The organism is Myxococcus sp. MxC21-1, assembly GCF_032612255.1.
GTDB classification, from domain to species: Bacteria; Myxococcota; Myxococcia; order Myxococcales; family Myxococcaceae; genus Myxococcus; species Myxococcus virescens.
Genome location: NZ_CP123278.1, coordinates 4,615,332 through 4,641,490, shown reverse-complemented (window position 1 = coordinate 4,641,490; position 26,159 = coordinate 4,615,332). Strand labels below are relative to the sequence as shown.

The window sequence follows — 26,159 nt, the reverse complement described above, 5'->3', positions numbered from 1 at the left end:
AGGAACACTTGGGTTCAGTGCTTTTCTGTTTGTTCTGCAACTCCGTTTCGTCCAAACCGGACCGATGCGGTAGGCTCCGGCGCGAACACCCTGGAGCGAGCACCGCATGTCCCTGTTCAGGCGACCGCCATCCCCGGACTCCGGCTCGTCGAGCGACGAGTCCAGCCGCAGCGTCACCCCCGTGGAAACGGCCGTGGTGCCGCCCGCGGCGCCCACGCCGGTGCTGTCGGGGCCTCCGCGCCCGCGCGTCGGTGTCACGGGGATGACCGCCGCGCTCCCGCCGCGTCCCCCGGGCGCCGTCACGGGCTCACGTCCCGCGCTGCCACCGGAGCCGGACGAGCCCGACTTTCCCACCGAGCGTCGCGCCTCGTCCTCGCCGCCGGACCGCCGTGCTCCGCCGCCGGCACCGGCCACGCTGCCGTCCGTCATCGTCGCCCCGCCTGAGCGCCGTGGGCCCGGGCCGTCCCAGTACTCGGGCCCGGACCGACGAGGCAGCGCCGCCAGTCCGCAGTACAACGGCCCGGAGCGCCGGACGTCCCGGCGGCAGGGAGAGGAAGGCGGCGCCGGCCCGGGCGACCGTTTCTGGCCCGCCCAGCCACGCACCCTGGGCGAGACGGGCCTCAACACCACCTTCGTGGAAGAACTGGTCCTCAAGGCGCTCTTCTTCGCCGGTGAGATGCGCGGCATGGACATCGCCGCGCGCCTTCAGCTGCCCACCACGCTGGTGGACGACGTCATCGAAGGACTGCGCCGCCAGAAGTACATCGACATCCGCGGCGGTGGCGGCTCGGGCGTGGGCAAGTCGACGATGATCTACCAGCTCACCACGTTCGTGACGGACGTGCTGCGGCAGGTGCTCGACCGCAACCGCTACAACGGCCCCGCGCCCGTGCCCTTCCTGGAGTGGGCGGCCGCCGTGAAGAAGCAGACCGTGCGAGGCAACCGCATCACTCGCGCGCGCATGCAGGACAAGTTCGGCGACCTCATCATCAAGGACTACATCTTCGACGGCATCGGTCCGGCGATGAACTCCGGCCGCGCCATCTTCTTCTACGGGCCCCCGGGCAACGGCAAGACGGCCATCTGCCAGGGCATGGTGAACTGCTTCGACGGGGACATCTTCATCCCCCACGCCATCCTCATCGACGACTTCGTGGTGCGCATCTTCGACGCCAACCTCCACAAGGTGGTGGAGGACGAGCCCGGAGCGCCGCCGTATGACCGGCGCTGGGTGCGCTGCCGGCGCCCGCTCGTCGTCGTGGGCGGTGAGCTGACGCTGGAGATGCTGGACCTCGTGTACTCGCCGGAGGTGAAGTACTACGAGGCGCCGTTCCAGATGAAGGCGAGCAACGGCATGCTCCTCATCGACGACTTCGGCCGGCAGAAGGTGTCCCCCAAGGACCTGCTCAACCGGTGGATCGTCCCGCTGGAGAGCGACGTCGACATGCTCACCCTGCACACCGGCAAGAAGCTGCAGGTGCCCTTCGACGTGTTCGCCGCCTTCTCCACCAACCTGGACCCCAGCGACCTCGTGGATGACGCCTTCTTGCGCCGCGTCCGCTACAAGCTGGAGGTGCAGCGCCCGGACGAGGAGCAGTTCCACGACATCTTCCAGGTCATGTGCCGCAAGCGCGGCGTGCCCTACAACGCGGCGGCGGTGGACTACCTCATCGACGCGCACTACCGCCCGGTGGGGCGTCCGTTCGCCGCCTGCCAGCCGCGTGACTTGTTGGATCAGGTCATCGACATGGCCCACTACCAGGGCCTGGAGCCGCGCCTGACGACCGAGCTCCTGGACTCCGCCGTGCGCGGCTACTTCGTGCGCTTCGACAAAGACAAGCCGGCGGGGACGTCCGCCTCCGCGGGCTGAGGCTCCCTCATTCGCCCGGGGGCCGGGGCGCGAACGGTCCCCAGGGCGAAGGCTCCAGCCACTGGCGCACCTCGTCCACCGGCACGTTGGCCAGCACGTCCACCAACGACATGCCGTGGACGAAGCGGCCCGGGCGGCCCTGTGCGTATTCGGGGTGGCGGAAGCGCTGCCACAGCACGCGCACGTCCACGTCCCGGAACAGGCCCACCTGGAGGTACAGGGACGAGCCCAACCCCGAGTAGTACGTGTGTGCGCCCAGCTGCCGGCAGTACGCCACCAACCGGGCCGACTTGTCCTCGCCCTGCTTGTCCAAGGTGGAGGCCAGGACCAGGTTCGGCGTCAGGCCCAGCGGCTCGTTGAAGAGCGCCATGCTCGCCAGCAGCACCCGCAGCAGCGAACCCGGGCCCGACTCGCGCGCCGCCGCGTCATAGAAGGGCTCCAGCCGGGGCAGTACCTGCGAAGCGAAGTAGGGCCGCTTCGCGTACAGCGACACCAGCGTGCGCAGGTGCTCGCGGGCCCAGGGCTGACGGGCATCCACCGCCAGGTCCTTGATGAGGGTGTCCCGGTGCGGGTTCTCCAAGGGGATGGACATCCACTGGAACCCGGGCTCCGTGGGCGGGGGCTGGGGGACGTTGTGGGGCAGGGCCACCCGCGTGCGCCGCTGCCAGCCGCGCCGCAGCCACTGCACGTTGTCCAGCACGACGAAGGTCCCCGCGCGGGCCAGCTGCTCGTGGAAATCCACCCACGGCAGGTAGTGCGGCTGCTCGGCGACCACGACTCCAGGGATGCCCGGCACGCGCGGAGGATAGCGTCCTGGCGCCACCCGGTGGCCACCCGTTTGCCCTCCGGCCGGTATGTTTCCACCGGACATGGGGTGCGCCTGACCCCCGCCAGTCAGGACGCCCCTGGCTGGAAATGCCGTGCTACAGAATCATAGTATTTTTCACCCCGTGTGTTTGGGGCCACGGAGCAGGGCGACTGGATGAAGTTCCTGTGTCTCACCTCTGATGACCGGCACCCCGTGGCGGAGGAACTGCGGCGCCAGGGCCAGGCCGTGTTCAGCACCGCCGACGTGGTGGAAGCCGGCGCGGCGCTGGGGCACGGGCCCGTGGACGTACTGGTGGTGGACGCGGCGGACCTGGTGGAGGACGCGCGCTGGCTGGACGCGCTGCGGACGCGGGCGCGTCCCGAGGAGCCGCTGGTGCTGGGGTTGGCGCGGGACGACACCGACGCGGCGCTCGAGCCGCTGCTGGCCGCGGGCGTGGACGAGTTCCTGGTGGAGCCCTTCACCCCGGTGCAGGTGCGCTCACGGCGGTTGTTGCTGGAGCGGCGGGTGGCGGCGCGACGCCAGCGGCGGACGTCCGAGGCGGAGGCGCGGGGCGAGGTGGCGCGGCTGGCCTCCATCATCCAGATGCAGTCGGACGTGGCGATGGCGGGCTACGGGCTCGACGAGCTGATGCGGCTGCTGTGCGAGCGCTCGCGGGTGTTGTGCGGCGCGGACGGCGCGGCGGTGGCGCTGCTGGGGGCGGACACCGACGAGGAGGTGACCTACCTGGTGGCCAGCGGCAGCCTGACGCCCTTCATCGGCTTCCGGCTGAAGGTGGAGGGCAGTCTCACGGGCGCCAGCCTGCTGCGGGGCGAGGTGATGCGCACGGATGACTCGGAGGCGGACGTCCGGGTCAACGTGACGGCGCTGCGCCAGGTGGGCGCGCGGTCGATGATTTGTGTGCCGCTGTGGCGCGAGGGCCGCCCGGTGGGCGTGCTCAACGTCACCAGCCGGCGGCCGAACACGTTCGAGGACCGGGACGTGCGCACGCTGGAGCTGATGGCGGGTCTGCTCGGCGCCGCCATGGGCAACGCGGCCGAGGCCCAGGCGCGTCAGGAGTTGATGGTGCAGAACACGCTGGCGATGGGCGCGCTGGAGGAGTCGCAGGAGCTGTTCGCGTCCTTCATGGACAACATCCCCGCGGTGGCCTTCATGAAGGACGAGCGGGGCCGCCGCATCTGGGTGAACGCGCGCTACAGCCGGTTCTTCGGCTACCCGGTGGGCGCGGACATGTCCAACGTGGCCGACGTGGAGTTGATGCCCGCGGCCTCCGCCGAGCAGTCGCGCCGGGACGACGAGGCGGTGCTGACCTCCGGCAAGCAGAGCATCACCGAGATGATGGTTCCCGCGCGCGACGGCACCGAGCGCCACTGGCTCACCTACCGCTTCATCGTGCGGGAGCGCTCGGGGCGGCGGCTGCTGGCGGGCGTGGCGGTGGACATCACCGACCGCAAGGCCATGCAGGCGCAGCTCGTGGTGTCGGACCGGCTGGCGGCGGTGGGGACGCTGGCGGCGGGCGTGGCACACGAAATCAACAACCCGCTGGCCTTCGTCCTCTCCAACCTGTCGTTCCTCGCGGGCGAACTGCACGCCCTGGCGCCGGAGTTGCCGTCGGGCCGCATGGCGGAGTTGGAGGAGGTGCTGCGCGAGGCCACCGACGGCGCGCACCGCGTGCGGCAGATCGTCCGGGACTTGAGGACCTTCTCCCGGGGCGACGACGAGGTGGCCACCGCCGTCAACGTGCAGGCAGTGCTCGAGTCGGCCATCACCCTGGCGCGCAGCGAGCTGAAGCTGCGCGCGCAGCTGGTTCGCGACTACTGCGAGGTGCCGCTGGTGGAGGGCAACGAGGGCCGCTTCGGACAGGTGTTCCTCAACCTGCTCATCAATGCCGCGCAGGCCATTCCGATGGGCCAGTCGGAGCAGCACGAGGTCCGGCTGAGTCTGCGGAGCACCGGGGACCGCGTCATCATCGAGGTGCGCGACACGGGCGTGGGCATGCCGCCGGAGGTGCGCGCCCGCATCTTCGACCCCTTCTTCACCACCAAGCCGGTGGGCGAGGGCACGGGGCTGGGCCTGTCCATCTGCCACGGCATCGTCACCGGCTTCGGTGGAGACATCTCCGTGGAGAGCGAGGAGGGACGGGGCAGCACCTTCCGTGTCTCCCTGCCGGTGGCGCGGCGCGCGAAGGAGCCGGTGGAGCCGCCGCTGCGCATGCCCCTGGTGGGCTGAGGTCAGCGGCGGAACATGGGCGGGAAGACGCGGGGAGCCTTCTTCTTGCGCAGGCAGCGCACGACCGCGTCCATGTAGCAGGCGGAGAAGGCGCGGCGGCGCAGGCCGGGGCGCCCGCGTCCGGAGCGGTGCCAGAGGTGGTTGTGGACCAGGATGGCCTCGCCGGCGCGCGCCGGCAGGGACAGGACGCGGGATTCCGCGTCGGCCGCCGCCACCGCGTCCGGAGGAATCACCCCGCCCAGGGGCGTCACCAGGCCGCCTCGGTGGCTGCCCGGGACGACTTCCAGACAGCCGCCGTCCTCGGGGGCGTCATCCAGTGCGGTCCAGATCTGCAGCTCCGGTTCGTGGGTGAGCCCCCACAGTCGGCCGCCATCCTGGTGCCAGGGCAGGTTGCTGCCGCCGGCCTGCCCCTTGTGGAAGAGGATGGCGCGGTAGAGGACGATGTCGCCGGGGATGAGCGCCCGGGCGATGCGTTCGAACAGCGGGTTCTCCATCCACGCCAGGAAGCGCGGGTCCTTCTCCAGCTTCTCCAGCTTGCGGTAGTCCAGGGAGGGGCCCTGCCAGCCCAGTCCCAGCGGGGCGTCCTCGTAGCGGCCGGTGGTGGCGTCCGGCTGGAAGAAGAGGCCCGGGTGGACGACCCGACCCAGCATCAGGTCGTCGGCCCGCTCGCGGAGCGCGTCCAGGCCCTCGTCACCCAGCACCCGGCCCAGCTTCGCGTAGCCGTGCTCGGCGTAGTGGGCCAGGGCAGGGCGGATATCGAACCGTTCCACGTCGACGCAAAGCATGGCGCCCCCCTCATACCCCGGGACGCGCCCGTCAGGGCAGGTTGATGCTTGCGCCCCCGGCCCGGGCGCCTCATCGTGGGAAGTGGCATGCCCTACCGTCGCACCACGCGCTTTGTGACTGCCCCGGATGGTACCCGGGTCGCCTGGCATACCCACTTCGGCAACCTCCGGGAGGCCACCGCCGACTCAGAGCTGGTGGCCCGCCCCACGGTGCTGCTGACGAACGGGATTGGCTCCTCGGAGAACTTCTGGCGTTACCTGGTGGGAAACCTGGAGCAGGACCACCGGGTGGTGCACTGGAACTACCGGGGCCATGGCAGCAGCGATGAATCCCTGGGGGACGGGTACCAGATTCGCGTGCACGTGGATGACCTGGAGCGCATCACCGAGGCGGTGATGGCCCGGGGGGATGGGCGGCCGCCGCACCATGTGGCGTTCTCCATGGGCGTGCGCGTCCTGCTGGACCTGTATCGGCGGCGGCCGGACCTGGTTCCGTCCATGACGCTCATCGCCGGGGCGCCGGGGGCGTTCGGCTCGGGGGTGGACTCGACGGGGGCCCGCGCGTTCCTGTCCGCCACCCGGGGCATGCTCAAGCTGGCCACGCCCACGCTGCCGCTGGCGGCGCCCATGGCGCACGCGGTGATGGCCAGCCGCTTCGCCTATCCCCTGGCGCGGATGGTGGGGGCGCTCCGGGCCCGGGCGCCTCGGGCGGACATCGACGAGTTCATGCTCGCCCTGCGCCGGATGAGCCCCAGGGCCTACTGGTACACCCTCCGGGGCATGGTGGAGGGCCATGCCTGGGACGTGGCCAGGACGGTGCAGGTGCCCACGCTCATCGTCGCCGCCAGCAACGATTTGCTCGTTCCGCTGAGGGAGATGGAGCGAATGCGTGACGCAATGCCGCACGCACATTGGATGCGGGTGGATGACGCGGGGCACGCCGGTCTGCTGGAGGCCGGGTCGGAGATCGCCGAGGCCGTGCGTGTCTTCCTCGTGGACCATGGCCTGGAGCCGCCCCATGAGGTCGGGGAGCACGCTCCGGTGCCTCCGTCCTGAGAGGGGAGGCCGGGGAGGATCAAAGCCCGGGTTTGAGTCCAGTGAAATCGGAAACTGCCGCCCGGATTGCGTCGTGGGTGACAGATATGGGATGCAGGGGGTTCTTCAAGTTTCAACGGAGACTCTTTACCCATGCCCTGGTCCTTCCGGCAGATGCTGGCGCCGCTGTCCGCACTGCTCCTTTTCATGTCCGCATGTGGCGATGACCCTGAGGTCAGGCCCGTTTGCGGAAATGGCATCGTCGAGGCTGGCGAGACGTGCGACGACGGCAACCGAAACAACAACGACAGCTGTGACAACAGCTGCCGTCGCCCCGCGCCCGATGCGGGCACCGGGGAGGATGCCGGCACCGAGGACGACGCCGGCACCGGTGAAGAGGACGCTGGCACCGGTGAAGAGGACGCTGGCACCACCGAGGACGCGGGCACCGGTGAAGAGGACGCTGGCACCACCGAGGACGCGGGCACCGGTGAAGAGGACGCTGGCACCACCGAGGACGCGGGCACCGGTGAGGACGACGCTGGAACCGCCGAGGATGGTGGTTCGGGCGAGCCGGACGCGGGTTCGGATGAAGACGGTGGTTCGGGTGAGCCGGATTCCGGCACCGACGCGGGCACGGGCGAGGACGACGCCGGCACCGACGCGGGCACGGTCCAGGTCTCGCTGGACAGCTTCGGTCCGACGGGCACCTTCGCGCGCACCGGCACCACGGGGGCGACGTTCCCCGAGGCGCTGACGGTGCGTCTGCGTGAGGACGCTCCGGCGGAGGTCTGGGTGGAGGTTGCTTCGTCCAGCGCCGTGCTGAACGTGCAGGGTGGTCTGGTGCGCATCGCCCCGGGTGAGCGCTCCGCCACGGTGCAGGTGACGGCGAACCTGGCGGCGGATCCGGAGACGGACAAGGCGACGCTGACGGCCACGCTGGGCAACGACACGCGTGCGGCCACGGTCCGGGTGCTGGCGGCGGATCAGGCCGCTGAGCTGGCCACGCTGTCACCCGAGGTTATCTCGGCGAGCGCTGGCCAGACGCAGGGCTTCACGGTGGCGCTGGACGTTCCCCGGCGCAGGACACGGTCATCCAGCTCGCGCTGGAGCCCGCGTCGCTCGGCACGGTGCCGGCGACGGTGACGGTGCCGGCCAACAGCCTGTCCGCCAAGTTCGACTTCACCGCGGGCAGCACGGGCGGCGAGGGTCAGCTGGTGGCCGCGCTGAACGGTCAGTCCATCGCGGCGGCGGTGCAGGTGACCGCGGGCAGCAGCACGGGCCACGTCGTCATCAGCGAGTTCGCCCCCGCGGGCCCCGGTGGCGCCGGCGACGAGTTCATCGAGCTCTACAACCCGACGTCGAGCGCGGTGGACATCTCTGGCTGGAAGCTCCAGTACAAGTCCGCCACGGGCACCTCCGGCTACAACAGCAGCTTCGCGCTGCCCGCCGGCTCGGTCATCGCGCCGCGCAGCTACTTCCTGGTGGTGTCGTCGGGCTACGCGAGCACGTCGGGCAACACCGTGACGGGTAACGCGAACTGGGGTGGCACCATCGCGATGGGCGGCTCCGCGGGCCATGTGCGCCTGGGCTACCCGGAGATGGCGCTGACCGACGCCATCACCTCGCCGCTGGTGGTGGACACGGTGGGCTACGGCAGCAACGCCAACCAGCCGGAGGGCACGCGCATCGCCACCGTGCCGCCCGTCGCGGGCAGCTACGAGCGCAAGGCCTCGGCCGCGTCGACGGTGGAGTCCATGACCACCGGCGCGGACGCGCTGCTGGGCAACGGTCACGACTCCAACGACAACTCGGCGGACTTCATCCTCCGTCCGACGCGTCAGCCGCAGAACGCGTCGAGCGCGGCGGAGCCGTAGCAGGTCTCCTGTTCGCCCCTACCGCCCGTGTGTGCGGTAGGGGCTGGTAATGCCGCACGGGGCGGGCCATAAGCCTTCCCCGTGCGAGTCGTTTCGTGGAACGTGAACGGACTTCGCTCGGTGCACCGCAAGGGCTTCCTGCCCTGGCTCGCGGGGTGCCGGGCGCAAGTCGTTGGTCTGCAGGAGGTCCGCGCGCGCGCCGACCAGCTTCCCGACGAGGTGCGCTCACCGTCCCGGTGGAAGACGCACTTCGTGGCGGCGGAGCGGCCGGGCTACAGCGGCGTCGGACTGTACAGTCGCCTGGAGCCCGATGAAGTCGTGACGGTGCTCGGCGTGGGGGAGCTGGACGTCGAAGGGCGCCTGCAGATTGCCCGCTTCGGCAAGCTCACCGTGGTGAACGGCTACTTTCCCAACGGCAACGGGAAGGACCGGGACCTGAGCCGCATCCCCTACAAGCTGACCTTCTACCGGCGCCTCTTCGAGCGGCTGGAGAAGCCCCTGCGCGATGGTGGCCGGGTGCTGGTGATGGGGGACTTCAACACAGCGCATCAAGACATCGACCTGGCGCGGCCCAAGGAGAACCGGGAGACGAGCGGCTTCCGGCCCGAGGAGCGCGAGGAGTTCGACCGGTGGATTCGCGCCGGCTGGGTGGACACCTTCCGCCACTTCAACAAGGGTGGGGGGAACTATTCGTGGTGGAGTCAGCGGGCCGGCGTTCGGGAGAAGAATATCGGCTGGAGAATCGACTATGTCCTGGCTTCGCCAGCGGCCATGGCCTACGTGCGCAAGGCTGGCATCCACCCGGACGTGCTCGGCTCGGACCACTGTCCGGTGAGCGTGGACCTGGACCCCGCGGTTCGCTGACGCTTGTTCGAGGCTCTCATGAACGCACTGCTCTCCATCTGGACGTGGATCGAGATTGGCCTGGTGGCGCTGGTTGGCTTCTGTGTGCAGCTGTCGCTGGCCATCCTGACCTGGGCCTTCGACCGCAAGCGTCACGTGACGGGGCGCTGCTTCCGGCTCATCGGCGTCACCGCGGCGAAGCTGACGCCGTTCTGGCGCTTCGGCGTGCACGGCCCGGTGCCGGACAAGCTCGCGCCGAACACGGTGGTCGTGAGCAACCACGAGTCCAACGCGGACCCGTTCCTCATCTCGCACCTGCCGTGGGAGATGAAGTGGCTGGGCAAGGCCAGCCTCTTCAAGATTCCCGTGGTGGGCTGGAGCATGTGGATGGCGGGGGATGTCCCCGTGCACCGCGGCGACCGCGACTCGGCGACGGGCGCCATGGCGAAGTGCCGCCAGTGGCTGGCCAAGGGCATGCCGGTGATGATCTTCCCGGAAGGGACGCGCTCGAAGACGGATGACCTGCTGCCCTTCAAGGACGGCGCGTTCCGGCTGGCCATCGAGGCGCAGGCGGACGTGCTGCCCCTGGCGGTGAGCGGGACGCGGCGGGCGCTGCCGAAGCACTCCTGGCGCTTCGCCACCTCGCGCGGTTTGGTGACGGTGGGCACGCCCATCTCCACCAAGGGGATGACGCTGGCGGACGTGGAGACGCTGAAGAACCTGGCCCGCGAGCAGATCCTGTCGCTGCGGGCTTCGCTGATGCCGCTGACGCGCTCCGGCACCGAGCCGGCCGTGCCGCCGGGGCCGGCCAGCGCCGCGTGACTCAGACGTCCTTGTCGCTCTCGTCGACGATGTGGCAGCCAGTCTCCTCGTCGAGCGCGTCTTCAATGAAGCCGCGCACGATGTCCCGGCCGCCAATCTCGAAGGACAGGCTGACCTTGTCGCCCTTCACCGCCTCGTCCTGATCCACCCTCAGCTTTCCTCCCAGGGCGATGGCGTCCCCGTCGACAGCGGCGCCCTTGTGGACGCGGACCTCTCCGCCCAGGGACACCGCGCTGCCCGTCACCCGGGCTCCGGCTTCGACGATGACGCGGCCCCGGATGGCGACGACGTCCTCCACCACCGCGCCCTTGCGGATGATGACGTTGCCCTCCACGGCGACGCCGTCCTTCACCTTCTCACCGGCCTCGATGATCAGGTCCGTGCCCTGGACGGCGCGGCTTCCGTCCTTCGACTGCGTGGCGCACACCACCTTCCACTTCTGGGGCGGCTTCGCGCCGTCCTCGGCGAAGGCAGGGGTGGCGAGGGCGAGCCCGAGGGCCAAAGTGGCAATGGGGGACGAGCGCATGCGAGGCTCCTGTGAAAGCCGTGACACCGCTGGATACGCGCCTGCACGGAGGCGATTGCGTGCCCACGCCGTTAACTCCCCGGCGTGCGGCTTGCACAACCCTGTCTCCACACCCCACCCAGGAACACGTCCTGTCCGCCACGCCCCTTCGAAATGATGACGTCCGTGACCTGAGCATCTGGGGGTACGCCCTGGGCTACTTCGTGGCCTATGCCCCCTACAGCGCGCTGACGAAGGCGCTGTCCGGAGGCGCCTTGCCCGGCATGCGGGAGGGCATCTCCGGCTTCACGCTCCTGCCGGTGAGCACCGCGGCCTCGCTGGTGGGAATGTTCGCCTTCCTCACGTGGATGCGCTGGTGGCGTTACGCGGGGCACCGCCAGGTGTGGGGCTTCCAGGTGCCGGCACCAGGGCAGTGGACGCTGCTGTCGGGGCTCTGCTCGGCGGCCATCATCGGCACCACGACGCTGGCGTACACCCTGCCGGGGGCGTCCATCGTCTTCATGATGCTGTTGATGCGCGGCGGCGTGCTCGTCCTGGCGCCGCTGGTGGACGTCCTCAGTGGACGGCGGGTGCGCTGGCCGTCATGGGTGGCCTTGGGCTTGAGCTTCTCGGCGGTGGCGGTGGCCGCGGGCTCGTCGGTCAGCCCCACGCTGACGCTCCTGGCCACGGTGGACGTGGGCGTGTACCTGGCGGCCTATTTCTTCCGGCTGCGCGCAATGAGCCAGCTGGCCAAGTCCGGCGAGCGTGAGGTCTCCATCCGCTACTTCGTGGAGGAGCAGATGGTGGCCACGCCAGTGTTGGTGGGCACCCTGGCGGTGCTGGCCCTCATCGGCGGTGATGGCGTGCTCGGTGACATCCGCGACGGCTTCACCGGGGCCCTGTCGCGAGGCCACCTGGTCTCGGAGATCGCCGTGGGACTGCTGTCGCAGGCCACCGGCATCTTCGGCGGCCTCATCCTCCTGGACGGGCGGGAGAATGCCTTCTGCGTGCCGGTGAATCGCGCGTCCAGCGTGCTCGCCGGAGTGGTCGCGACCGTGGTGATGTCCGTCACCCTGGGCCAGCCGGGCGCGGGGGCCTTGGAGTTGGTGGGCGCCGCGCTCGTTGTCGCCGCCATGGCGGTGCTGGCCGTGCCCACGGTGCTGGCCGCGCGGCGGAAGGCGGGGAGCCGGCCGCTCCCCGGTGGCTCCCGCCCCAGGGCCGTGAGGCGCGTCCGCGCTACTTATGCTCGGACAGATGGATGGTGAGCACCGGGCAGGACGCACGGGCGACGACCTTCTGCGCCACGCTTCCCAGGAGCAGGCGGGGAAGGCCGCGCCGGCCGTGAGTGCCCATGACGATGAGGTCGCATTTGTCCTGCTCGGCGAGGTCGAGGATGGTGGACGCCGCCTCACCCACGACGATTTTCTGGCTCACCGGGACGCCCGGGGGTTCCCCCTGGTTCATCTGGGCCGTCAGCTCCTTCGTCGCTGCCTCCACGGCGACGTGCTCCAGGGATTGGGAGTTCCACCCCGGCGCGGCCACCAGCAGGTCGGGCGCCACGTACTGGGGGGGCTCCCAGGCGTGGACCACCTCGACCGATGCCTTGAAAGGCCGAGCGAGCTTCACCGCGTAGTCGATGACCTCCCGGGAGCCGTCCGACAGGTCCACGGGAACGAGGATTCGGGAAACAGTCGCCATGTCTTCTTTTCTGGGCATGGCATGCCCCAGATGGAAGAGCCGTGCCAGCGCCGCGCTGGTCGTCTGCTGTCCAGGCGTGCAATCCCTGCGGGGGGAGCGGCAGACCGCGCAAGGCATGCGCACGATGGGCACCTCAACGAACGGAGGATTTTGTCATGCGTCCTCTCCCCATCGACCAAGGAACCGTGCTGATCATCGGCGCGGCCCGGGGGATTGGCCGGGAGCTTGCCCGGCTGCTTGCGCATCGCGTTCGGACCCTGGTGCTCGTGGACCATCAGGCCCAGGTCCTGGAGCCCCTGCGCGAGGAACTCCTGCTGAACTACCCGACGCTGGGCGTGCTCGTCGAATCCTGCGACGTGTGCGATCCCCAGCAGGTGGACGCGCTGCTCGCTTCGCTGGAGTCGCAGTTCGTCCGCGTGGACGTGTTGGTGAACAACGCCGCGGAGGGCGACCAGGCGCTCTATGCCCAGGAGGGCTGGGGGCGTGTGGAAGCCATGTTGCGCGCCAACGTCTGGGTGCCCGCGCTGCTGACGCACCGGCTGCTCAAGCCCATGTTGGAGCGTGGACGGGGCGGCATCCTCAACATCGGCTCCGGCGCGGCGCAGCTCATCCTGCCGGGCTCGGCCACCTTCTCCGCCACCCAGCGCTTCCTGGACGCCTTCACGGAGGCGCTGCGCCTGGAGGTGGAGGGGCAGGGCGTCACGGTGACGCGCGTGGCGCCGGGGCCGCTGTGGGAGGCGGGGGGGGGCGCGGAGTCGCTGGCGCCCTTCTTCCATCTGTCGCTGGAGCGCTGCGCCCGCGAGGCGCTCGCCGGCTTCGAGCGCGGCCGGCCCTGGTGTACCCGGGCCTGGGGCACCGGTGGGTGATGCGGCTGCTGCCGCTGCTGCCACGCGGGCTCAAGCGGAGCCTGGGACGGATGGCGCTGCGGGGCCTGCGGCGGGATGGGTTGCTGCTCCCACCCCGGCAGGCCCCCCAGACGCTGCCGCTGGCGGGCGAGCCATCACCCGCGTGACGCGGAGGCTCGGCTCTAGAGGCCAATCTCGGCCAGGCGCGCCTTCACGCGCGTGGCCTTCACGCCGGTGTTGGCCGTGCCGCGGCCCTGCGAGTTGCCGCCCAGGCCGATGTGGTGCAGGCCCACCACCCGCTCCCCGGCCGTTGTCTCCGGTCAGGACAGGCTCCGGAAAATACAAGGGCCGCGTCCGGACCCGGTGGAGACGGGGTCCAGGCGCGGCCCGGGAGCGGCGCGGCCAGGGGCTCAGCCGATGACCATGTCCTCGCGCTCCAGCGTTCCGGTGCCGAAGTCACGCGAATGGCCCGCCGCGTCAGAGTAGCGTCGGAGGTTGAAGCGGGTGAAGAGCTCGTCGGACTCGCCGGTGGCCATCCACTTCGCCATCCGCTCCGCGACGGCGGGGGCCATCATGAAGCCGTGGCCCACGAAGCCGGACATCTGGAGCAGGTTGTCCAGGCCCGGGGTGCGTCCCAGAATCGGGTTGTTGTCCGGCGTCACGTCGTAGCAGCCGGCCCACTGGCGCAGCACCTTGACGTGGCCCACCTCGGGCAGCTGCTCCATCAGCGCCTGCGCGAAGCGCGACACGAAGCGCAGGGTGCTGCCCATGTTGAGGCCCGCGGGCTCCTTGGCGTCGCCCATGCCGCCCACGATTTCGCCGCGCATGGACTGGCTGAAGTACAGCCCGCTGTCGAGCACGGACACCAGCGGCCCCAGGAAGGGCTTCAGCGGCTCGGTGCTGAGGATTTCGTGGCGGTGCGGCTCGTTGGGCAGCTTCACGTCCACCAGCTTCGCCACCTGCGGACTCCAGGCGCCGGCGGCCAGCACCACGGTGTCGCAGGCGATGTCCCCGCGCGTCGTCTTCACCTTGCGCACCTGGCCGCCGCTGGTCTCGAAGCCGGTGACGTCCGTGTACGTCTCCACGCGGACGCCGCGCTTCTGGCAGCCCTGCGCGTAGCCCCACAGGAAGGGCCAGGGGAAGATGACGCCGTCCTCGGGATTGTAGGACGCGATGAGGCAGTCCTTCATCGTGAGCCCGGGGACGATGCCGCGCGCCTCGTCGGGGGTGATGAGCCGGGTGGGGACACCGAAGCGGTTGTGCAGCGAGACGTTGCGCTCCAGCCGCTGGGCCACCGGCTTCGTCTTCGCCAGGAAGATGTAGCCCCCCTGGCGCAGCCAGACGTTGATGCCCAGCTCGCGCGCGAAGCCCTTCATCAGCTCGATGGAGCGCTTGGCCAGCTCCACCAGTGAGGGCGTGCCCCACTGCATGCGCACGCCACCGCCGTTGCGGCCGGACGCGCCCGCGCACAGGTAGCCGCGCTCCAGCACCACCACGTCCGTCTCTCCGGCGCGCGCCAGGTTGTACGCCAGCGCCAGGCCCATGATGCCGCCGCCGATGATGACCACCTTCGCTTTCGCGGGCACCGGGCCTTCCGGGCGCAGCGCGGCGGGGAAGGCGTCCACTTCCTGCGGCAGCCCGCCCACGGGCGGCTGGGACTCGTCCACGGGCGCGGAGGCCATCATCCGCAGCTCGGTGGGGTAGAGCGGCGGGCGCGGCGTGAAGGGCACCACGGCCGCGGACTTGAGCGCCTTCTCCTTCTCCAGCAGCGCGGCCACCGCCGCCGAGCAGCTCTTGCCCTGGCAGATGCCGGTGCCGAAGCCGGTGTAGCGCTTCACCGACTCCACGTCGCAGAAGCCCCGGGACACCGCGTGACGGATGTCGTCGACGGTGACGTCCTCACAGGAGCAGATCATCGCCTTGCTCATGACAGCCCTCCCACCAGCGCCTGGGCCGCGCGCCGTCCGGCCGCCGCCGCGTCCTTCGCGGTGCCTCCGCCCGTGACGTCACCCGCGGCGTACACGTCCGGCGCCTGGGTGCGCCCGTCCGCGTCCGTCTCCACCACGAAGAGCCCGCGCTTCTCATCGAACGGCACCTTCGCGCCGCCCTGCCGCGCCAGCTCGAAGCTGGGGCTGACGGGGACGGACACCAGCACCGCGTCACACGACACCTTCTCGCGTCCGCCGCCCTCGCGCGTGTAGCTGAAGGCGCTCACGCCGCGCAGGCCATGGGCCTTGGGCTCGCTGCCTCGCACCGCCGTGGCATGGGCGCCCGCCGGAGGCGTGTCCCGCAGGTCCACCACCGCCACCACCTTCGTGCCGCGCTCCTGGAGCAGGTTCGCCAGCGCGTGCAGCTCCGCGCCCCAGCCCACCAGGGCCGCGGTCTCCGGCGCCACGTCGTAGCGGCGCAGCAGCAGGCTGGCCGCGCGGCCCGCGTAGACGCCGGGCAAGTCATTGTTCTCGAAGGGGAGCGTGGGCGGGTGGCCGCCAGGGGTGAGCAGGAAGCGCTCCGAGTACACCTTCACCAGGCGCGGCGCGTCCGCCTCCCAGGTGCCCACCGCGAGGAAGCGCCCCGCCTCGTCGTCATACAGGCCCAGCGCGGTGGCCCGCGTGAGCACGCTGCTGGGGGAGATGCGGTGGATGTCGTCCAGGCTGGGGCCGCCGGCTTCCGGCGCGCCGTTCGCGAGCCGGCCGCCGAGCGCGTCGTCCCGCTCGATGAGGAGGAAGCCCACGTCCCGTTCGGTGAGCACGCGCGCCGCCGCCAGTCCCGCCGCGCCGCCGCCCACCACGGCCACGCGGGTGCGCACCGTGCGCGCAGGCGCCGTCACGGGCGCGGGTGTCTTGGGCAGCAGGCCCAGCCCCGCGAGCTGCCGCGCCACCTTGGCCATCACCTGCTCGGCCACGGGGACGCCGGCGAACATCTCGTGGTGGTCCATGCCCTTGGGGAAGAACCAGTCGATGCTCTCGAAGATGTCCACCTTCGCGGAGGGGTAGGCGTTCTGCCGCTCCAGCTTCATGCCGTCCCGCGCGGCCGTGCGGCACGCGTAGACATTGGGCACGCCGTCCACCCGCATCAGGCAATGCGAGCAGGCCCCGGCGAAGCAGTAGGGGCCTCGCGGCCGGTGGTACTTGATGGAGCGGGCGAGCATGGGCTCACCCGCGGCAACCAGCGAGCACGCCACCGGCTCACCTTCGATGGCGGGGAGGCTCTCGCCCTCGAGGTCCACGGTGATGGCCCGGCCGCGCGGCGGTACGTCGGGAAGGCGTCGCATAGGGTGTGCCAAAATGGCCCACGCGGACCGGGCGGTCAAAGCCTCTGACGGCATGACGCGCCATGCCCAACATGCCTGGCTGATAGGCGCGGTGATGGCGCGCCCGACCTTGGCTAAGGCGCACACCGTAAAACGAGAGGGGACCGTCTCGGGCCGTGTGGCACCCGGGACAGTCCCCCTGAAGACTTACGTCAGCGTGTGACGCGCCGGGCAAAGCACCCGGCAATCCCTGTCAGACCGGCTGCTCGCTCGAGGGGATGACGGGCTCTGGCATGCCCTGCGGCCGGTGCCCGAAGCGGGTGCGGACCACCGCGCCCAGGGCCATCAGACCGACCAGCGTGGTGATGAGGGGCCCGACGATGGGGAGCGAGCCCACCACCATCAGCACCAGCAGCCCCAGGGCCAGCACCACCGCCTGCGTCTTCCGGCCGCGGAAGATGGGCAACCGCGTGCCCAGCTCGCTGGCCACCGCCGCGTAGCCGAGCGCCGCCGCCACGGGGGCCGCCATCCACAGCACCAGCGCCACCGGGATGCCGATGATGGTGATGCACAGCACCACCGTGAGGGGAATCATCGCCAGCAGTCCCACGAAGCCGGTGAGCCCCGCCTGCACCGGCTTGCGGCGCACTTCCTCGCCCAGCTGCTTCATGCGCGCGGGGAAGAACATCTGTCCCAGGAAGCCGAGCCCGAAGAGCACCGCGAAGGTGAGGATGAAGCCCGCCAGGCCCGCGCCGTCATCGTCGCGGTCCCTCCGGCGCTCGGAGGGGTCCTTGGCTTCCTTCACGCCCTTCTTGATTTCACTGGCCACCATGCGGCCAATGCCCGCGCCGCCGAAGGACTCGATGCTGCCTTCCACCTGGGCGTCGTCGTCGCGCTCCACCGAGCCGCCAAAGGCAGACACGTCGCCCTCCACGTGGGCATCCGGCCCCAGGATGACGTTGCCGCCGAAGGCATGCGCGTCCCCATCCACGCGGCCGTGGACCTCCAGGTTGCCGCCGAAGGCGACCGCGTCATCCTTCACGTGGCCGTGGACCACCAGGTTGCCGCCGTACACCACGGCGCTCTCCACCGTCTGACCGTCCTTCACCTCCAGGTTCTGTCCGCGCGCCACCACATTGCGGCTGCCGTTGCGACGCATGTTGCGCCGCACCTCGTCGCGGGCCCGCTTCATCTCCTCCCGGGCGCGCTTCATCTCGCTCCGCGTCTCCTCGGAGAACGCGTTCGGGAGGTCGGGAATCGGAGGGATGGGCGGGATGGGAGGAATCGCCATCTCCGGAGGATCGCTGGCCACGGGCGGCGCGACCGATGCGGCGTCGGCGTGGGCTTCGGACTCACCCGATTCGGCGGCGTGCTTCTCCTGCGCCGTCATGGGCCGCAGCGTGAAGATGGTGCCGTCCTGGTCCAGGCGCAGGAAGTACGCCCGGGCCACGGTGCGCAGGGCCTGGTTCGCCGTGACGCCGCGCAGGTGGACCTCGGCGGGCGAGTCCAGGTCGCCGGTGACGACCAGGTTGAGGCCCCCTTGTCGGCGATGGTCTTGAGGGCGTCGCGCAGGGTGCCGCGGAAGCTGATGTCGATGGTGCTCGCGGCGGGCGCCGTCACGCCGGCCTGGGGCGCCGTGTCCTGGGCAAGCGCCAGGGGGGCGCCGAGCAGCAGAGCGGGGAAGAGGATTCGAGGAAGGAGCTTCATGGTTCGCTCACGCTTCGGAAGGAGTGGGCCCGTTGCCGACAAGCCGCTTGAGACCGTACAGAGACGTCAGCAGGAGGAAGGCGAGAGAGCAGGCCACCGTCAGGCCTGCGGTGGACCACAGCGCGTGGGCGCCACTGAGGACGCCTTCGATGAAGGGGCGCCCCTGCACCAGGACGGAGGCCAGCCCGGTTCCCAGCCGGCCGAGCGCCTGGTCGCTCATCACCAGGTAGCCCAGCCCGCCCAGCATCGACGTCAGCAGGATGGCCAGCCCGGACCAGACCTCGCGGCGCCGGGGCACGGGTTCGGCGGACACGCGCGCCATGACGCTGGCGACCAGGGTGGGCGGGGGAGGGGATCCGCCAGCCGGTACAGGTCCTGCTCCATCAGCCGGTGCTCTTCCAGGACGGCGGCGCAGGCGGCGCACTCGGCGGCGTGGTCCAGCGCGGGGCCTTCGCCGGCTTCCAGCTCCGTGAAGAGGACTTCGAGGTCCGGGCACAGGTGGGGATTCATCGTGGAGCCTCCTCGGCCGTCATCTTCTTGCGCAGCTTCTCACGGGCCCGGAAGAGCCGGGCCATGATGGTGCCAGGCGCACAGCCCATGATCTGGGCGATCTCCTTCGTCGTGCGCTTCTGGACGTAATAGAGGGCGAGCACCTCCCGGTCCTCCACGGACAGGGTGGCCATGGCCTCCTCCAGCGACTGCCGCTCCTCGCGGGCGATGGCGCCTTCCTCCTGCGACGCCTCGCCGCTGGGGAGCACCTCCTTCATGGGCTCCAGCTCCTCGGTGCGCACCTTGGTGCGGCGGCGGAGCAGGTCCAGGCAGAGGTTGCGGGTGATGGCGAGCACCCACAGGTCGAACGGGCGCGCGTCGTCGTAGCGGTGGAGGTTCTGGTAGGCGCGAAGCAGCGCTTCCTGCGCCACCTCCGCGGCCTCGGCCTCGCTCTGGAGCAGTCGCAGCGCCAGGCCGTAGACCGGGCGCTGCACGCTGCGAACCAAGGCCTCGAAAGCGGACGGGTCACCCCGGCGGGCGGCCTGTACGTCCGCTTTCCAGGGAAGCGGAGGGGCTTCCTCAGCCATCAGCATCCCGATGGCATGGGCGAGCGTCCCGGGAGCGTCGTCGAGGGCAAGAGCGTTCACACCTGGGTCTACGGCGCGCCCGTCCGCCCATTGCATCCGGGAGATACATCTCTATTTCTTCCGTGATTTCGCGGGCTTGGCCTTGGTTGCACGTTTGGCTTCGGTCTCCGCGCGCGCGGCCGAGCGGGCGTCCTTGCGCTGGCGCTGCCGCTCACGGAAGCCCAGCGGCGCGGCGGGCTCCGCGGCCTTGGCAGGTGCGGGGGCCTTGGCGGCCAGGGTGCGGGCGCGGCCCGAGGCGGGCTCCAGGAGCTCCACCTCACGCGGACCGGCGCGGCGGCGGCCCGGAGCGCCAGCGCCCCGGGCATCGCGGCTGCCGGCGGGCGCGCGCGTGTCGCGGTCTCCGGACGAACGGCGGCGGGTGTCCGTGCCCGGAGCGCCACGGCTCGAGGCGCGCGCGCCGTCCGCGTCCCGGCGGGGCGGGCCCCGGCGGCTGGAGGGCTCGTGCGCGGCGGCGGCGGCTTCGGCCTCCGCCAGCTTCGGCCGCTGCGAGGCGCGGATGGTCTCCGCGCTGTCCTCGGCGTACTCGAAGTGGAACAGCCGCTTGATGACCAGGGTGGCGTAGGCGCCAGGCGGCAGGGTGAAGGCGATGTTGACCTTGATGTCGTCGCGGTTGAGCTCGTCCGCCTGCGTGCGGCCCACGACGAGCTTGTGCGGGAACGACAGCAGGGGCCGCTCCTCGTGCTTGAAGTAGAGCCTGCGCTCGGCGCCGGGGACCTGCAGGTCCGACAGCTGGAGCTTCTCGCGGCCCAGCACCCAGCGCACGGCCTCCTCCACCTTCGGGTCGCTGAACGTCGAGTTCGGCGCGAGCAGGGGGAAGGAGGCGTCACGCAGCGTGCGGAGCACCTCCGGGCTGGCGTCGCGGTGGAACAGCAGCGTGCCGGCCTGGTACCGCATGGGGAAGAGGTGCTCGCGCGGCAGCATGAGCTGGAGGTAGCGCCGCACACCCTCGTTCCAGAGGAAGCTCTGGTAGGTGAAGATCAGCATCGCGCGGTAGTCCGCGTCGATCTGCATGAAGGCGCGCAGGTAGTCACCCGGCTGATCGCGCAGGGACTTGAGGACGCGGTGGTACTTGCGCGTGCCCTCGTAGGGGACGCGGGCGTCCCAGCGGCCCCAGTTCTCCTTCCAGAAGGCCTTGATCTTGGCGTCCTCCGTCCGGTCCAGCTCGGACGGCTTGGCCATGTAGTTGTGCAGCGCGGCCTCGAAGTCGCCCCGGATGAGGTCCTTGGCGATGAAGCCCTGGCCGTGCTTCAGCGAGCCGAAGCGCTGGCTGTCGAAGTAGTTGATGACGCCCAGGCGGTTGACCTCGGCGGCGGCCACGTTGAGGGGCCCCAGCGACTCCGGCTGGAGCGCGCGCACCGTGACGGAGAAGCGGTTGGAGGTGATGTTGGCGGCGGACAGCGGCTTGTCCGTGCGGCCCAGGTACTTCAGCCGCAGGTCCGGCTCCTGCATGTCCACGTCGGCGCCGTCCACCGCGATGATCTGCTCGGTCCGGCCCTGCTTGTCCTTGAGGCCGCAGTAGCTGATGGCGCCGGGCTTGAGCCCGAACGCATCCCGCAGCCGGGTCACGGCGTCGAAGGTGGACAGCTTCTGCTTGTCCATCAGGTAGACGCGGTGACGTCCCGAGTCGACTTCGTCGAAACGGTATGACTCCTTGACGGAGAAGTCCTCGGGCTTTTGTTTGATTCGCACGGCGCCCCCTTACCAGCGCGGCGCCCCGGAATGAAGCATCTGCGCCAGAAAGGGGATAACGTGACTTTTCATGCGAATTCTTCCCCTGTTGATCCTGGCCCTGACTCCGGGGTGTGCCTCCACGCTGTCCACGCAGCAGACGGCCCGGACGCTGGCGCCAGGGCAGGTCCAGGTGACGGGCGGGATGGGGGCCTTCGTCCCGGTGGGGGCCCTGGTCCGGGTGGTGGACGCCGGCATCGAGCAGGGGGAGGCGGCCCGGGACGCGGTGGTGAATGACCGCCCCTACACGCTGAGCGAGGAGGACCAGCAGGAGCTGCTGACGGCGGGCGTGGCGCTGATGGTGGCCCCGCCGGGCGTCAACCCGGAGCTGATGGTCCGGGTGGGGGTGGTGGACCGGCTGGACGTGGGCCTGCGCTACAGCGGCATCTCCCTGCGCGGGGACCTGAAGTTCCAACTGGCCCACGGCGGAGATGAGGTGGGCCGCTATCTGGAGCTGGGCCAGCGCTCCTTCGACATGGCCCTGGGGGTGGGGGTGTCCAAGCACTTCTTCAGCAGTCCGGCCCTGGACGTGCTGGAGGTGGTGGAGATGAACGACTTCAGCCGCTACGACGTGGAGGTGCCCCTGTACCTCAGCGCGGACTGGGGGGACGTCTTCAAGCTCTACGCGGCGCCCAAGTACATCTACAGCCGCACCCGGCTGGACGCGCGGCTGGTGGACTACTCCCAGCAGGGGAAGCCGGTGTCGGGCTTCGACGCGAGGCTTCCCGCGACGGTGGGCAGCCACTTCGTGGGCTCCACGCTGGGAATCGCCGTGGGCTACCGGTACGTCCACCTCTTCGCCGAGGTGACGGGGGGCTACTTCCGGAGCAGGCCGCAGCTCTTCGGGATGGAGCGGAACCTGGGGGGCGTTACGGTGATGCCTTCGGTGGGCCTGGCCATCCGGGCGGGCGGTTCGGACAGGAAGCCGGCAGCCGGTCGCTGAGGAGCCGTCCCGCCAGGCGGACGCTGCTCGGCCGTGCAGTGGTGATTTCCGAGCGTTCCCCGGTGCCGATGGCCTCTGGTAGTGTCCGGGCCGGTGAGGATTTCCGCGTGAGCCAGTCCCCCGTCCCGTTCGCTCCCAAACCCGGGCAGATTCGCGGCCCCCGACTGACAGGGCGCTTCGCGGATGGCACGCTCGGAGAGTTTCCCCTGGGGCCGGCGACGTCCCTGGGCCGGCATCCGTCCAACACGTTGCGGCTGGTGGACCGGGAGGTCTCCAAGGAACACGCGGTCATCGAGCGCGTGGGCAAGGACTTCATCCTCAAGGACCTGGGCTCGTCCAACGGCACCTTCGTGAATGGCCGGCGGGTGAAGGAGCTCAAGCTGCGCGACGGGGACGAAATCTCCCTGGGCGCCTCGCGGCTCATCTTCCACAGCGGCGAGCCGGTGGCGCAGGCCACCGCGCCCACCGCGCCGGGCGTGACGGTGGTGGCGCAGTCCATCTCCATGCCGGCCTTCCTGGCGCAGATGGACCAGGTGCCGCAGAACTTCCGGCCCGCCGAGCAGGTGTCGGACGTGGAGGCGCTGCGCCGCGACTACGAGAAGCTGCGCATCGCCCATGAGTTCCACCGCCAGGTGAGCCTGCAGGGCAGCCAGACGGGGCTCTTCGAGCAGATCCTCAAGGTGGCCTTCCAACTGCTGGCCGCGGACCACGGCGTCATCCTGAAGGTGGCCGCGGACGGCGAGTTCATCCCGTCGGCGGTGCACCACCGCTCCGACAAGGCCGTCAACGTCATGCTGTCCGACACCGTGCTCAAGCGCGTGGTGGAGACGGGCAAGGCGGTGCTGACGGCGGATGCCATCATCGACGAGCGCTTCTCCGCGGCGGAGAGCATCGTCGCGCAGGGCATCCGGTCCGCCATGGCGGTGCCGCTGAAGGTGAACGGGAAGATCCAGGCGGTGCTCTTCCTGGACAGCCGGCAGCAGATCAACGCCTTCTCGGAGAAGGACCTGACCATCCTCTCCGGCATCGCCTCGCAGGCGAGCATCGCGCTGGAGAACGCGGTGCTGGCCGAGCAGATTCGCGCCGAGGCCGTGACGCGCGCGGAGCTCAGCCGCTTCCTGTCCAAGGCCGTCGCCGACGCGGTGATCGCCGGTGAGACGGAAGACCTGGCGCAGAGCCGGCTGGCGGAGGTGAGCTGCCTCTTCGCGGACATCCGCGGGTTCACCACCATCTCGGAGAACGATTCTCCGCAAGAGGTGGTAGACATGCTCAACGCATTCTTCACCGCCATGGCCGGGGTGGTGTTCCGCCACGAGGGGAACCTGGACAAGTTCATTGGGGACTGTGTCATGGCCGTCTGGGGGCCGCCGCTGTCGCACCCGGACGATGCCGCCCGAGCGCTTCGGGCCGCCTTGGAGATGCAGGACGCCGTGCATGAGCTGAACCGCCGCCGCGTGGCCGCGGGCAAGCAGCCCATCGAGGTCGGCATCGGGGTGAACACCGGGCAGGCCGTTGTCGGCTACATGGGCAGCGCCGAGCGCCACGAGTTCACCGCCATTGGCGACACGGTGAACACGGCCTCGCGCCTGTGTGGCATGGCGAAGAGCGGTGAGGTGCTGGCCTCCGAGTCCACGGTGCGCAGGGCGGGCGCCGGCTTCGACGTGGAGGGGCTGCCGGCCCTCCAGGTGAAGGGCAAGGAGAAGGCCGTGCCGACCTACCGCGTCCACGGGCTGGAATACACCACCGCCGCTTCCACCTCTCGCCGCGCATGAGCCCGACGACGCAGGCCTGCCCCAACTGCGGCCATCCACACGACATCCGCGTCTACGTGAGCGGCCAGCGTGTCCAGTGCCGCTGCGGCATCCGGTTCGAGGCCCGCCGGGGTGACGTGGCCGCCGAGGTGGCGCGCAACACGATGGTGCCCACGGGCAGCGGCATCCAGGAGCAGCGCCCTCCGGCCCATGGGACCTCCGGCGTGGTGACGGTGGTTCCTCACGCGGAGCCGGAGCCGGGCATCGACATCTCCCTTTCGCGTGCTCCGGAGTCCGTGCGCTCCGCGCCTCCCGGCGGCGTGAACGGGCTGCCAGGCGTGGCGGCGCCAGGGACCAGCGGTGTGGCCCTGCCTTCCAGCAACGGCGCTTCGGACGCGTCAGTGGACCAGACCTTGGTGCGCTCGTCCGCGAAGACGGGCTCGGACACTGCGCACTCGGCGCTGAACGCGCACGAGGACAGCACTTTCGTGGGCACGGGCAAGGTGGACCTGCCGGGCTTGGAGCTGCTGGAGCTGCTCGGGCGCGGCGGCATGGGCGAGGTGTGGCTCGCGCGGCAGCAGTCGCTGGGGCGCACGGTGGCGGTGAAGCTGCTGCCGCCGCGGCTGGCGAAGGACCCGGAGTTCGTCACGCGCTTCGAGAAGGAAGCCACGGCGCTGGCGGCGCTCAACCACCCGCACATCATCCAGATCATCGACCGGGGCGTCGCGGGCGAGCACTACTACTTCGTCATGGAGTACGTGGAAGGCCGCTCGCTGCGCGAGGCGATGTCGGCCGGGCTCGCGCCGGAGAAGGGCATCAAGCTCCTCCTGGCGGTGGCGCGCGCCATCGAGTGCGCGCACGACAAGGGCATCATCCACCGCGACCTGAAGCCGGAGAACATCCTGCTGGACGGGCGGGGGCACGTGAAGGTGGCGGACTTCGGCCTCGCGGGCATCCGCGCGCCGGACTCGCGCCTGCAGCTCACCGCGACGTCGGTGGCCATGGGCACGCTGAACTACATGGCTCCCGAGCAGCGCCGGGACGCGAAGAACGTGGACGGGCGCGCGGACCTCTTCTCGCTGGGCGTCATCCTCTACGAGGTGCTCACCGGGGAGCTGCCGCTGGGCCGCTTCAAGCTGCCCTCTTCGAAGGTGCCGGGGCTGGACCCGCGCGTGGACCCGGTGGTGGACCGCCTGTTGGAGCAGGACCCGGCCGCGCGCTACGAGAAGGCCAGCGAGCTGTGCGCCGCGCTGGAGGCGATGATTTCCACCAGCTCCGCGCCGGGCATCCCGCAGAGCGACCTGGACGGGCGCATGGTGCCCGCGGCCGCGCGGTCGGTACGGCCGGCGCGGCAGACCGCGCTGTCGCGTCAGCTCCGTTCGGGCTGGCGGCGCGTGCGCGGTGGCCTGTCGGTGGTGGGCGGGCTGGCGCTGCTGGGCTTCGCGGTCCGGTGGTTCGTGGGGCCGGTGAGCCTCCACCTGGGCGACGACCAGGGCGTCATCATCGGCACGAAGGGTATCCAGGTGAAGCCTGGCAACCGGGTGCTGCCGCCGAACACCTACGGCGAGGTCTTCTCATCGCTTTCCTTCGCGGCGCCCGCCAAGGCCGGGGGCACTTCGCGCCTGGAGCTGGGCTTCAACGAGGGCAACGAGGAGGTCAACGTCCACAGTGGCCAATGGCGGCTGGTGGATGGGGAGCTCCAGGCCTTGCAGGCGGGCAAGGAGACCAATGGGCGGCGGCTGATTCCGCGCGCGTACATCGCGCAGCGCTACTTCTCGTCCAACGATTTCACGGCCGAAGTGCTGATGGACGTGGCGCAGCTGGGGCCGGAGTACGCGCAGGAAGCGGATGCGCAGCACTACGGCGAGCTGGCGTTCCGCATCAAGGACTTGCAGGTCTCCGCGTTCGCCATTCCGGAAGTGGGCATGCGGCTGTCGTGGCGCTACTTCATGCCGGACGGGCGCGAGGTGGTGGGGAACAGCGCGCAGGACACGGAGGCGCTCGTCGAGGACGAGATGCCGCTGCCGGCCCACGGCCCCTACCAGGTGCGGCTGCAGCTGCGCCGGAACAACTCGGGCGTGCTGGTGGAGGCGTTTCTCAACAACGAGCGCTTCGCCCGCAAGCTGCTGGTGGGCCTGGAGGACCGCGTGGGCAAGGTGGCCCTGGGCTGCCGCAACCTGTCCTGCTCGTTCGATGACTTGAAGGTTCGGGGACACCTGATGCCCCGGCCCGTCCGCCGCGTCGCCGCCAGCCCCGAGTAGTCCGCGCGGCAGGCGAAGGCTTGCGCGGACGCCGCTCCGTCCCCACCT

Annotated in this window: 19 protein-coding genes and 3 pseudogenes; 12 read left to right on the top strand and 10 right to left on the bottom strand. The window is 70.3% G+C overall.

Annotated elements, in window-relative coordinates; translation table 11 throughout:
• Positions 1 to 106: 106 nt before the first annotated feature.
• Complete coding sequence (locus QEG98_RS20860; RefSeq protein ID WP_316562557.1) at positions 107 to 1,870, top strand: ATPase; 1,764 nt, start codon at positions 107 to 109, stop codon at positions 1,868 to 1,870.
• Positions 1,871 to 1,877: 7 nt separating this feature from the next.
• On the opposite strand, the gene QEG98_RS20855 is transcribed toward QEG98_RS20860, so the two are convergent.
• Positions 1,878 to 2,666, bottom strand: a complete 789-nt coding sequence (locus QEG98_RS20855; RefSeq protein WP_194863201.1) for a WbqC family protein — start codon at positions 2,664 to 2,666, stop codon at positions 1,878 to 1,880.
• A 186-nt stretch (positions 2,667 to 2,852) separates the two neighbouring features.
• Here QEG98_RS20855 and QEG98_RS20850 point away from each other — a divergent pair, with 186 nt between their 5' ends.
• Complete coding sequence (locus tag QEG98_RS20850; RefSeq protein WP_316562556.1) at positions 2,853 to 4,925, top strand: ATP-binding protein; 2,073 nt, start codon at positions 2,853 to 2,855, stop codon at positions 4,923 to 4,925.
• Between the two features lie 2 nt (positions 4,926 to 4,927).
• Here QEG98_RS20850 and QEG98_RS20845 read toward each other — a convergent pair whose 3' ends face one another.
• Complete coding sequence (locus QEG98_RS20845) at positions 4,928 to 5,710, bottom strand: phytanoyl-CoA dioxygenase family protein (RefSeq protein ID WP_141594165.1); 783 nt, start codon at positions 5,708 to 5,710, stop codon at positions 4,928 to 4,930.
• An 87-nt stretch (positions 5,711 to 5,797) separates the two neighbouring features.
• Between QEG98_RS20845 and QEG98_RS20840 the strand changes: the two genes are divergently transcribed.
• The 5 genes from QEG98_RS20840 (at position 5,798) to QEG98_RS20820 (ending at position 10,287) form a co-directional block, all read left to right on the top strand.
• Positions 5,798 to 6,766 (top strand): alpha/beta hydrolase, encoded by a 969-nt coding sequence (locus QEG98_RS20840; protein ID WP_316562555.1) that lies wholly within the window; start codon positions 5,798 to 5,800, stop codon positions 6,764 to 6,766.
• Between the two features lie 132 nt (positions 6,767 to 6,898).
• Positions 6,899 to 7,891, top strand: coding sequence for a DUF4215 domain-containing protein (locus QEG98_RS20835; RefSeq protein WP_316562554.1), 993 nt, complete (start codon positions 6,899 to 6,901; stop codon positions 7,889 to 7,891).
• Entirely contained in the window at positions 7,876 to 8,622 is a 747-nt protein-coding gene (locus QEG98_RS20830; RefSeq protein ID WP_316562553.1) for a lamin tail domain-containing protein, read from the top strand. The genes QEG98_RS20835 and QEG98_RS20830 overlap by 16 nt, the downstream gene beginning before the upstream one ends.
• Before the next feature lie 81 nt (positions 8,623 to 8,703).
• A complete protein-coding gene (locus QEG98_RS20825; protein WP_090495363.1) occupies positions 8,704 to 9,486 on the top strand; it encodes an exodeoxyribonuclease III in 783 nt (260 codons plus the stop codon).
• Between the two features lie 18 nt (positions 9,487 to 9,504).
• Positions 9,505 to 10,287 (top strand): lysophospholipid acyltransferase family protein, encoded by a 783-nt coding sequence (locus QEG98_RS20820; protein ID WP_316562552.1) that lies wholly within the window; start codon positions 9,505 to 9,507, stop codon positions 10,285 to 10,287.
• Between the two features lies 1 nt (position 10,288).
• On the opposite strand, the gene QEG98_RS20815 is transcribed toward QEG98_RS20820, so the two are convergent.
• A complete protein-coding gene (locus QEG98_RS20815) occupies positions 10,289 to 10,813 on the bottom strand; it encodes a hypothetical protein (RefSeq protein ID WP_316562551.1) in 525 nt (174 codons plus the stop codon).
• A gap of 59 nt (positions 10,814 to 10,872) precedes the next feature.
• Between QEG98_RS20815 and QEG98_RS20810 the strand changes: the two genes are divergently transcribed.
• Complete coding sequence (locus tag QEG98_RS20810; protein WP_316562550.1) at positions 10,873 to 12,057, top strand: hypothetical protein; 1,185 nt, start codon at positions 10,873 to 10,875, stop codon at positions 12,055 to 12,057.
• Here QEG98_RS20810 and QEG98_RS20805 read toward each other — a convergent pair.
• Positions 12,029 to 12,490, bottom strand: coding sequence for a universal stress protein (locus QEG98_RS20805; RefSeq protein WP_316562549.1), 462 nt, complete (start codon positions 12,488 to 12,490; stop codon positions 12,029 to 12,031). The genes QEG98_RS20810 and QEG98_RS20805 overlap by 29 nt on opposite strands.
• Positions 12,491 to 12,645: 155 nt before the next feature.
• Between QEG98_RS20805 and QEG98_RS20800 the strand changes: the two are divergent.
• Positions 12,646 to 13,502, top strand: a pseudogene (locus tag QEG98_RS20800) (SDR family NAD(P)-dependent oxidoreductase).
• Positions 13,503 to 13,745: 243 nt separating this feature from the next.
• Here QEG98_RS20800 and QEG98_RS20790 read toward each other — a convergent pair.
• From QEG98_RS20790 to truD, 6 genes and pseudogenes are all read right to left on the bottom strand, one after another.
• A complete protein-coding gene (locus tag QEG98_RS20790) occupies positions 13,746 to 15,263 on the bottom strand; it encodes an FAD-dependent oxidoreductase (RefSeq protein ID WP_316562546.1) in 1,518 nt (505 codons plus the stop codon).
• A complete protein-coding gene (locus QEG98_RS20785) occupies positions 15,260 to 16,606 on the bottom strand; it encodes a 2Fe-2S iron-sulfur cluster-binding protein (RefSeq protein ID WP_316562545.1) in 1,347 nt (448 codons plus the stop codon). The genes QEG98_RS20790 and QEG98_RS20785 overlap by 4 nt, the downstream gene beginning before the upstream one ends.
• Positions 16,607 to 16,838: 232 nt before the next feature.
• Positions 16,839 to 18,292: pseudogene (locus QEG98_RS20780) on the bottom strand (hypothetical protein).
• A 7-nt stretch (positions 18,293 to 18,299) separates the two neighbouring features.
• Positions 18,300 to 18,802, bottom strand: a pseudogene (locus tag QEG98_RS20775) (hypothetical protein).
• A complete protein-coding gene (locus QEG98_RS20770; RefSeq protein WP_225909977.1) occupies positions 18,799 to 19,368 on the bottom strand; it encodes an RNA polymerase sigma factor in 570 nt (189 codons plus the stop codon). The pseudogene QEG98_RS20775 and the gene QEG98_RS20770 overlap by 4 nt, the downstream one beginning before the upstream one ends.
• 111 nt (positions 19,369 to 19,479) lie before the next feature.
• A complete protein-coding gene (gene truD / locus QEG98_RS20765) occupies positions 19,480 to 21,117 on the bottom strand; it encodes a tRNA pseudouridine(13) synthase TruD (protein WP_316562544.1) in 1,638 nt (545 codons plus the stop codon).
• A 70-nt stretch (positions 21,118 to 21,187) separates the two neighbouring features.
• Between truD and QEG98_RS20760 the strand changes: the two genes are divergently transcribed.
• From QEG98_RS20760 to QEG98_RS20750, 3 genes are all read left to right on the top strand, one after another.
• Entirely contained in the window at positions 21,188 to 22,099 is a 912-nt protein-coding gene (locus QEG98_RS20760) for a hypothetical protein (protein WP_316562543.1), read from the top strand.
• A gap of 107 nt (positions 22,100 to 22,206) precedes the next feature.
• Positions 22,207 to 23,871 (top strand): adenylate/guanylate cyclase domain-containing protein, encoded by a 1,665-nt coding sequence (locus QEG98_RS20755; protein WP_186817928.1) that lies wholly within the window; start codon positions 22,207 to 22,209, stop codon positions 23,869 to 23,871.
• Entirely contained in the window at positions 23,868 to 26,111 is a 2,244-nt protein-coding gene (locus QEG98_RS20750) for a serine/threonine-protein kinase (protein ID WP_316562542.1), read from the top strand. Before QEG98_RS20755 ends, QEG98_RS20750 begins: the two co-directional genes overlap by 4 nt.
• Positions 26,112 to 26,159: the final 48 nt, after the last annotated feature.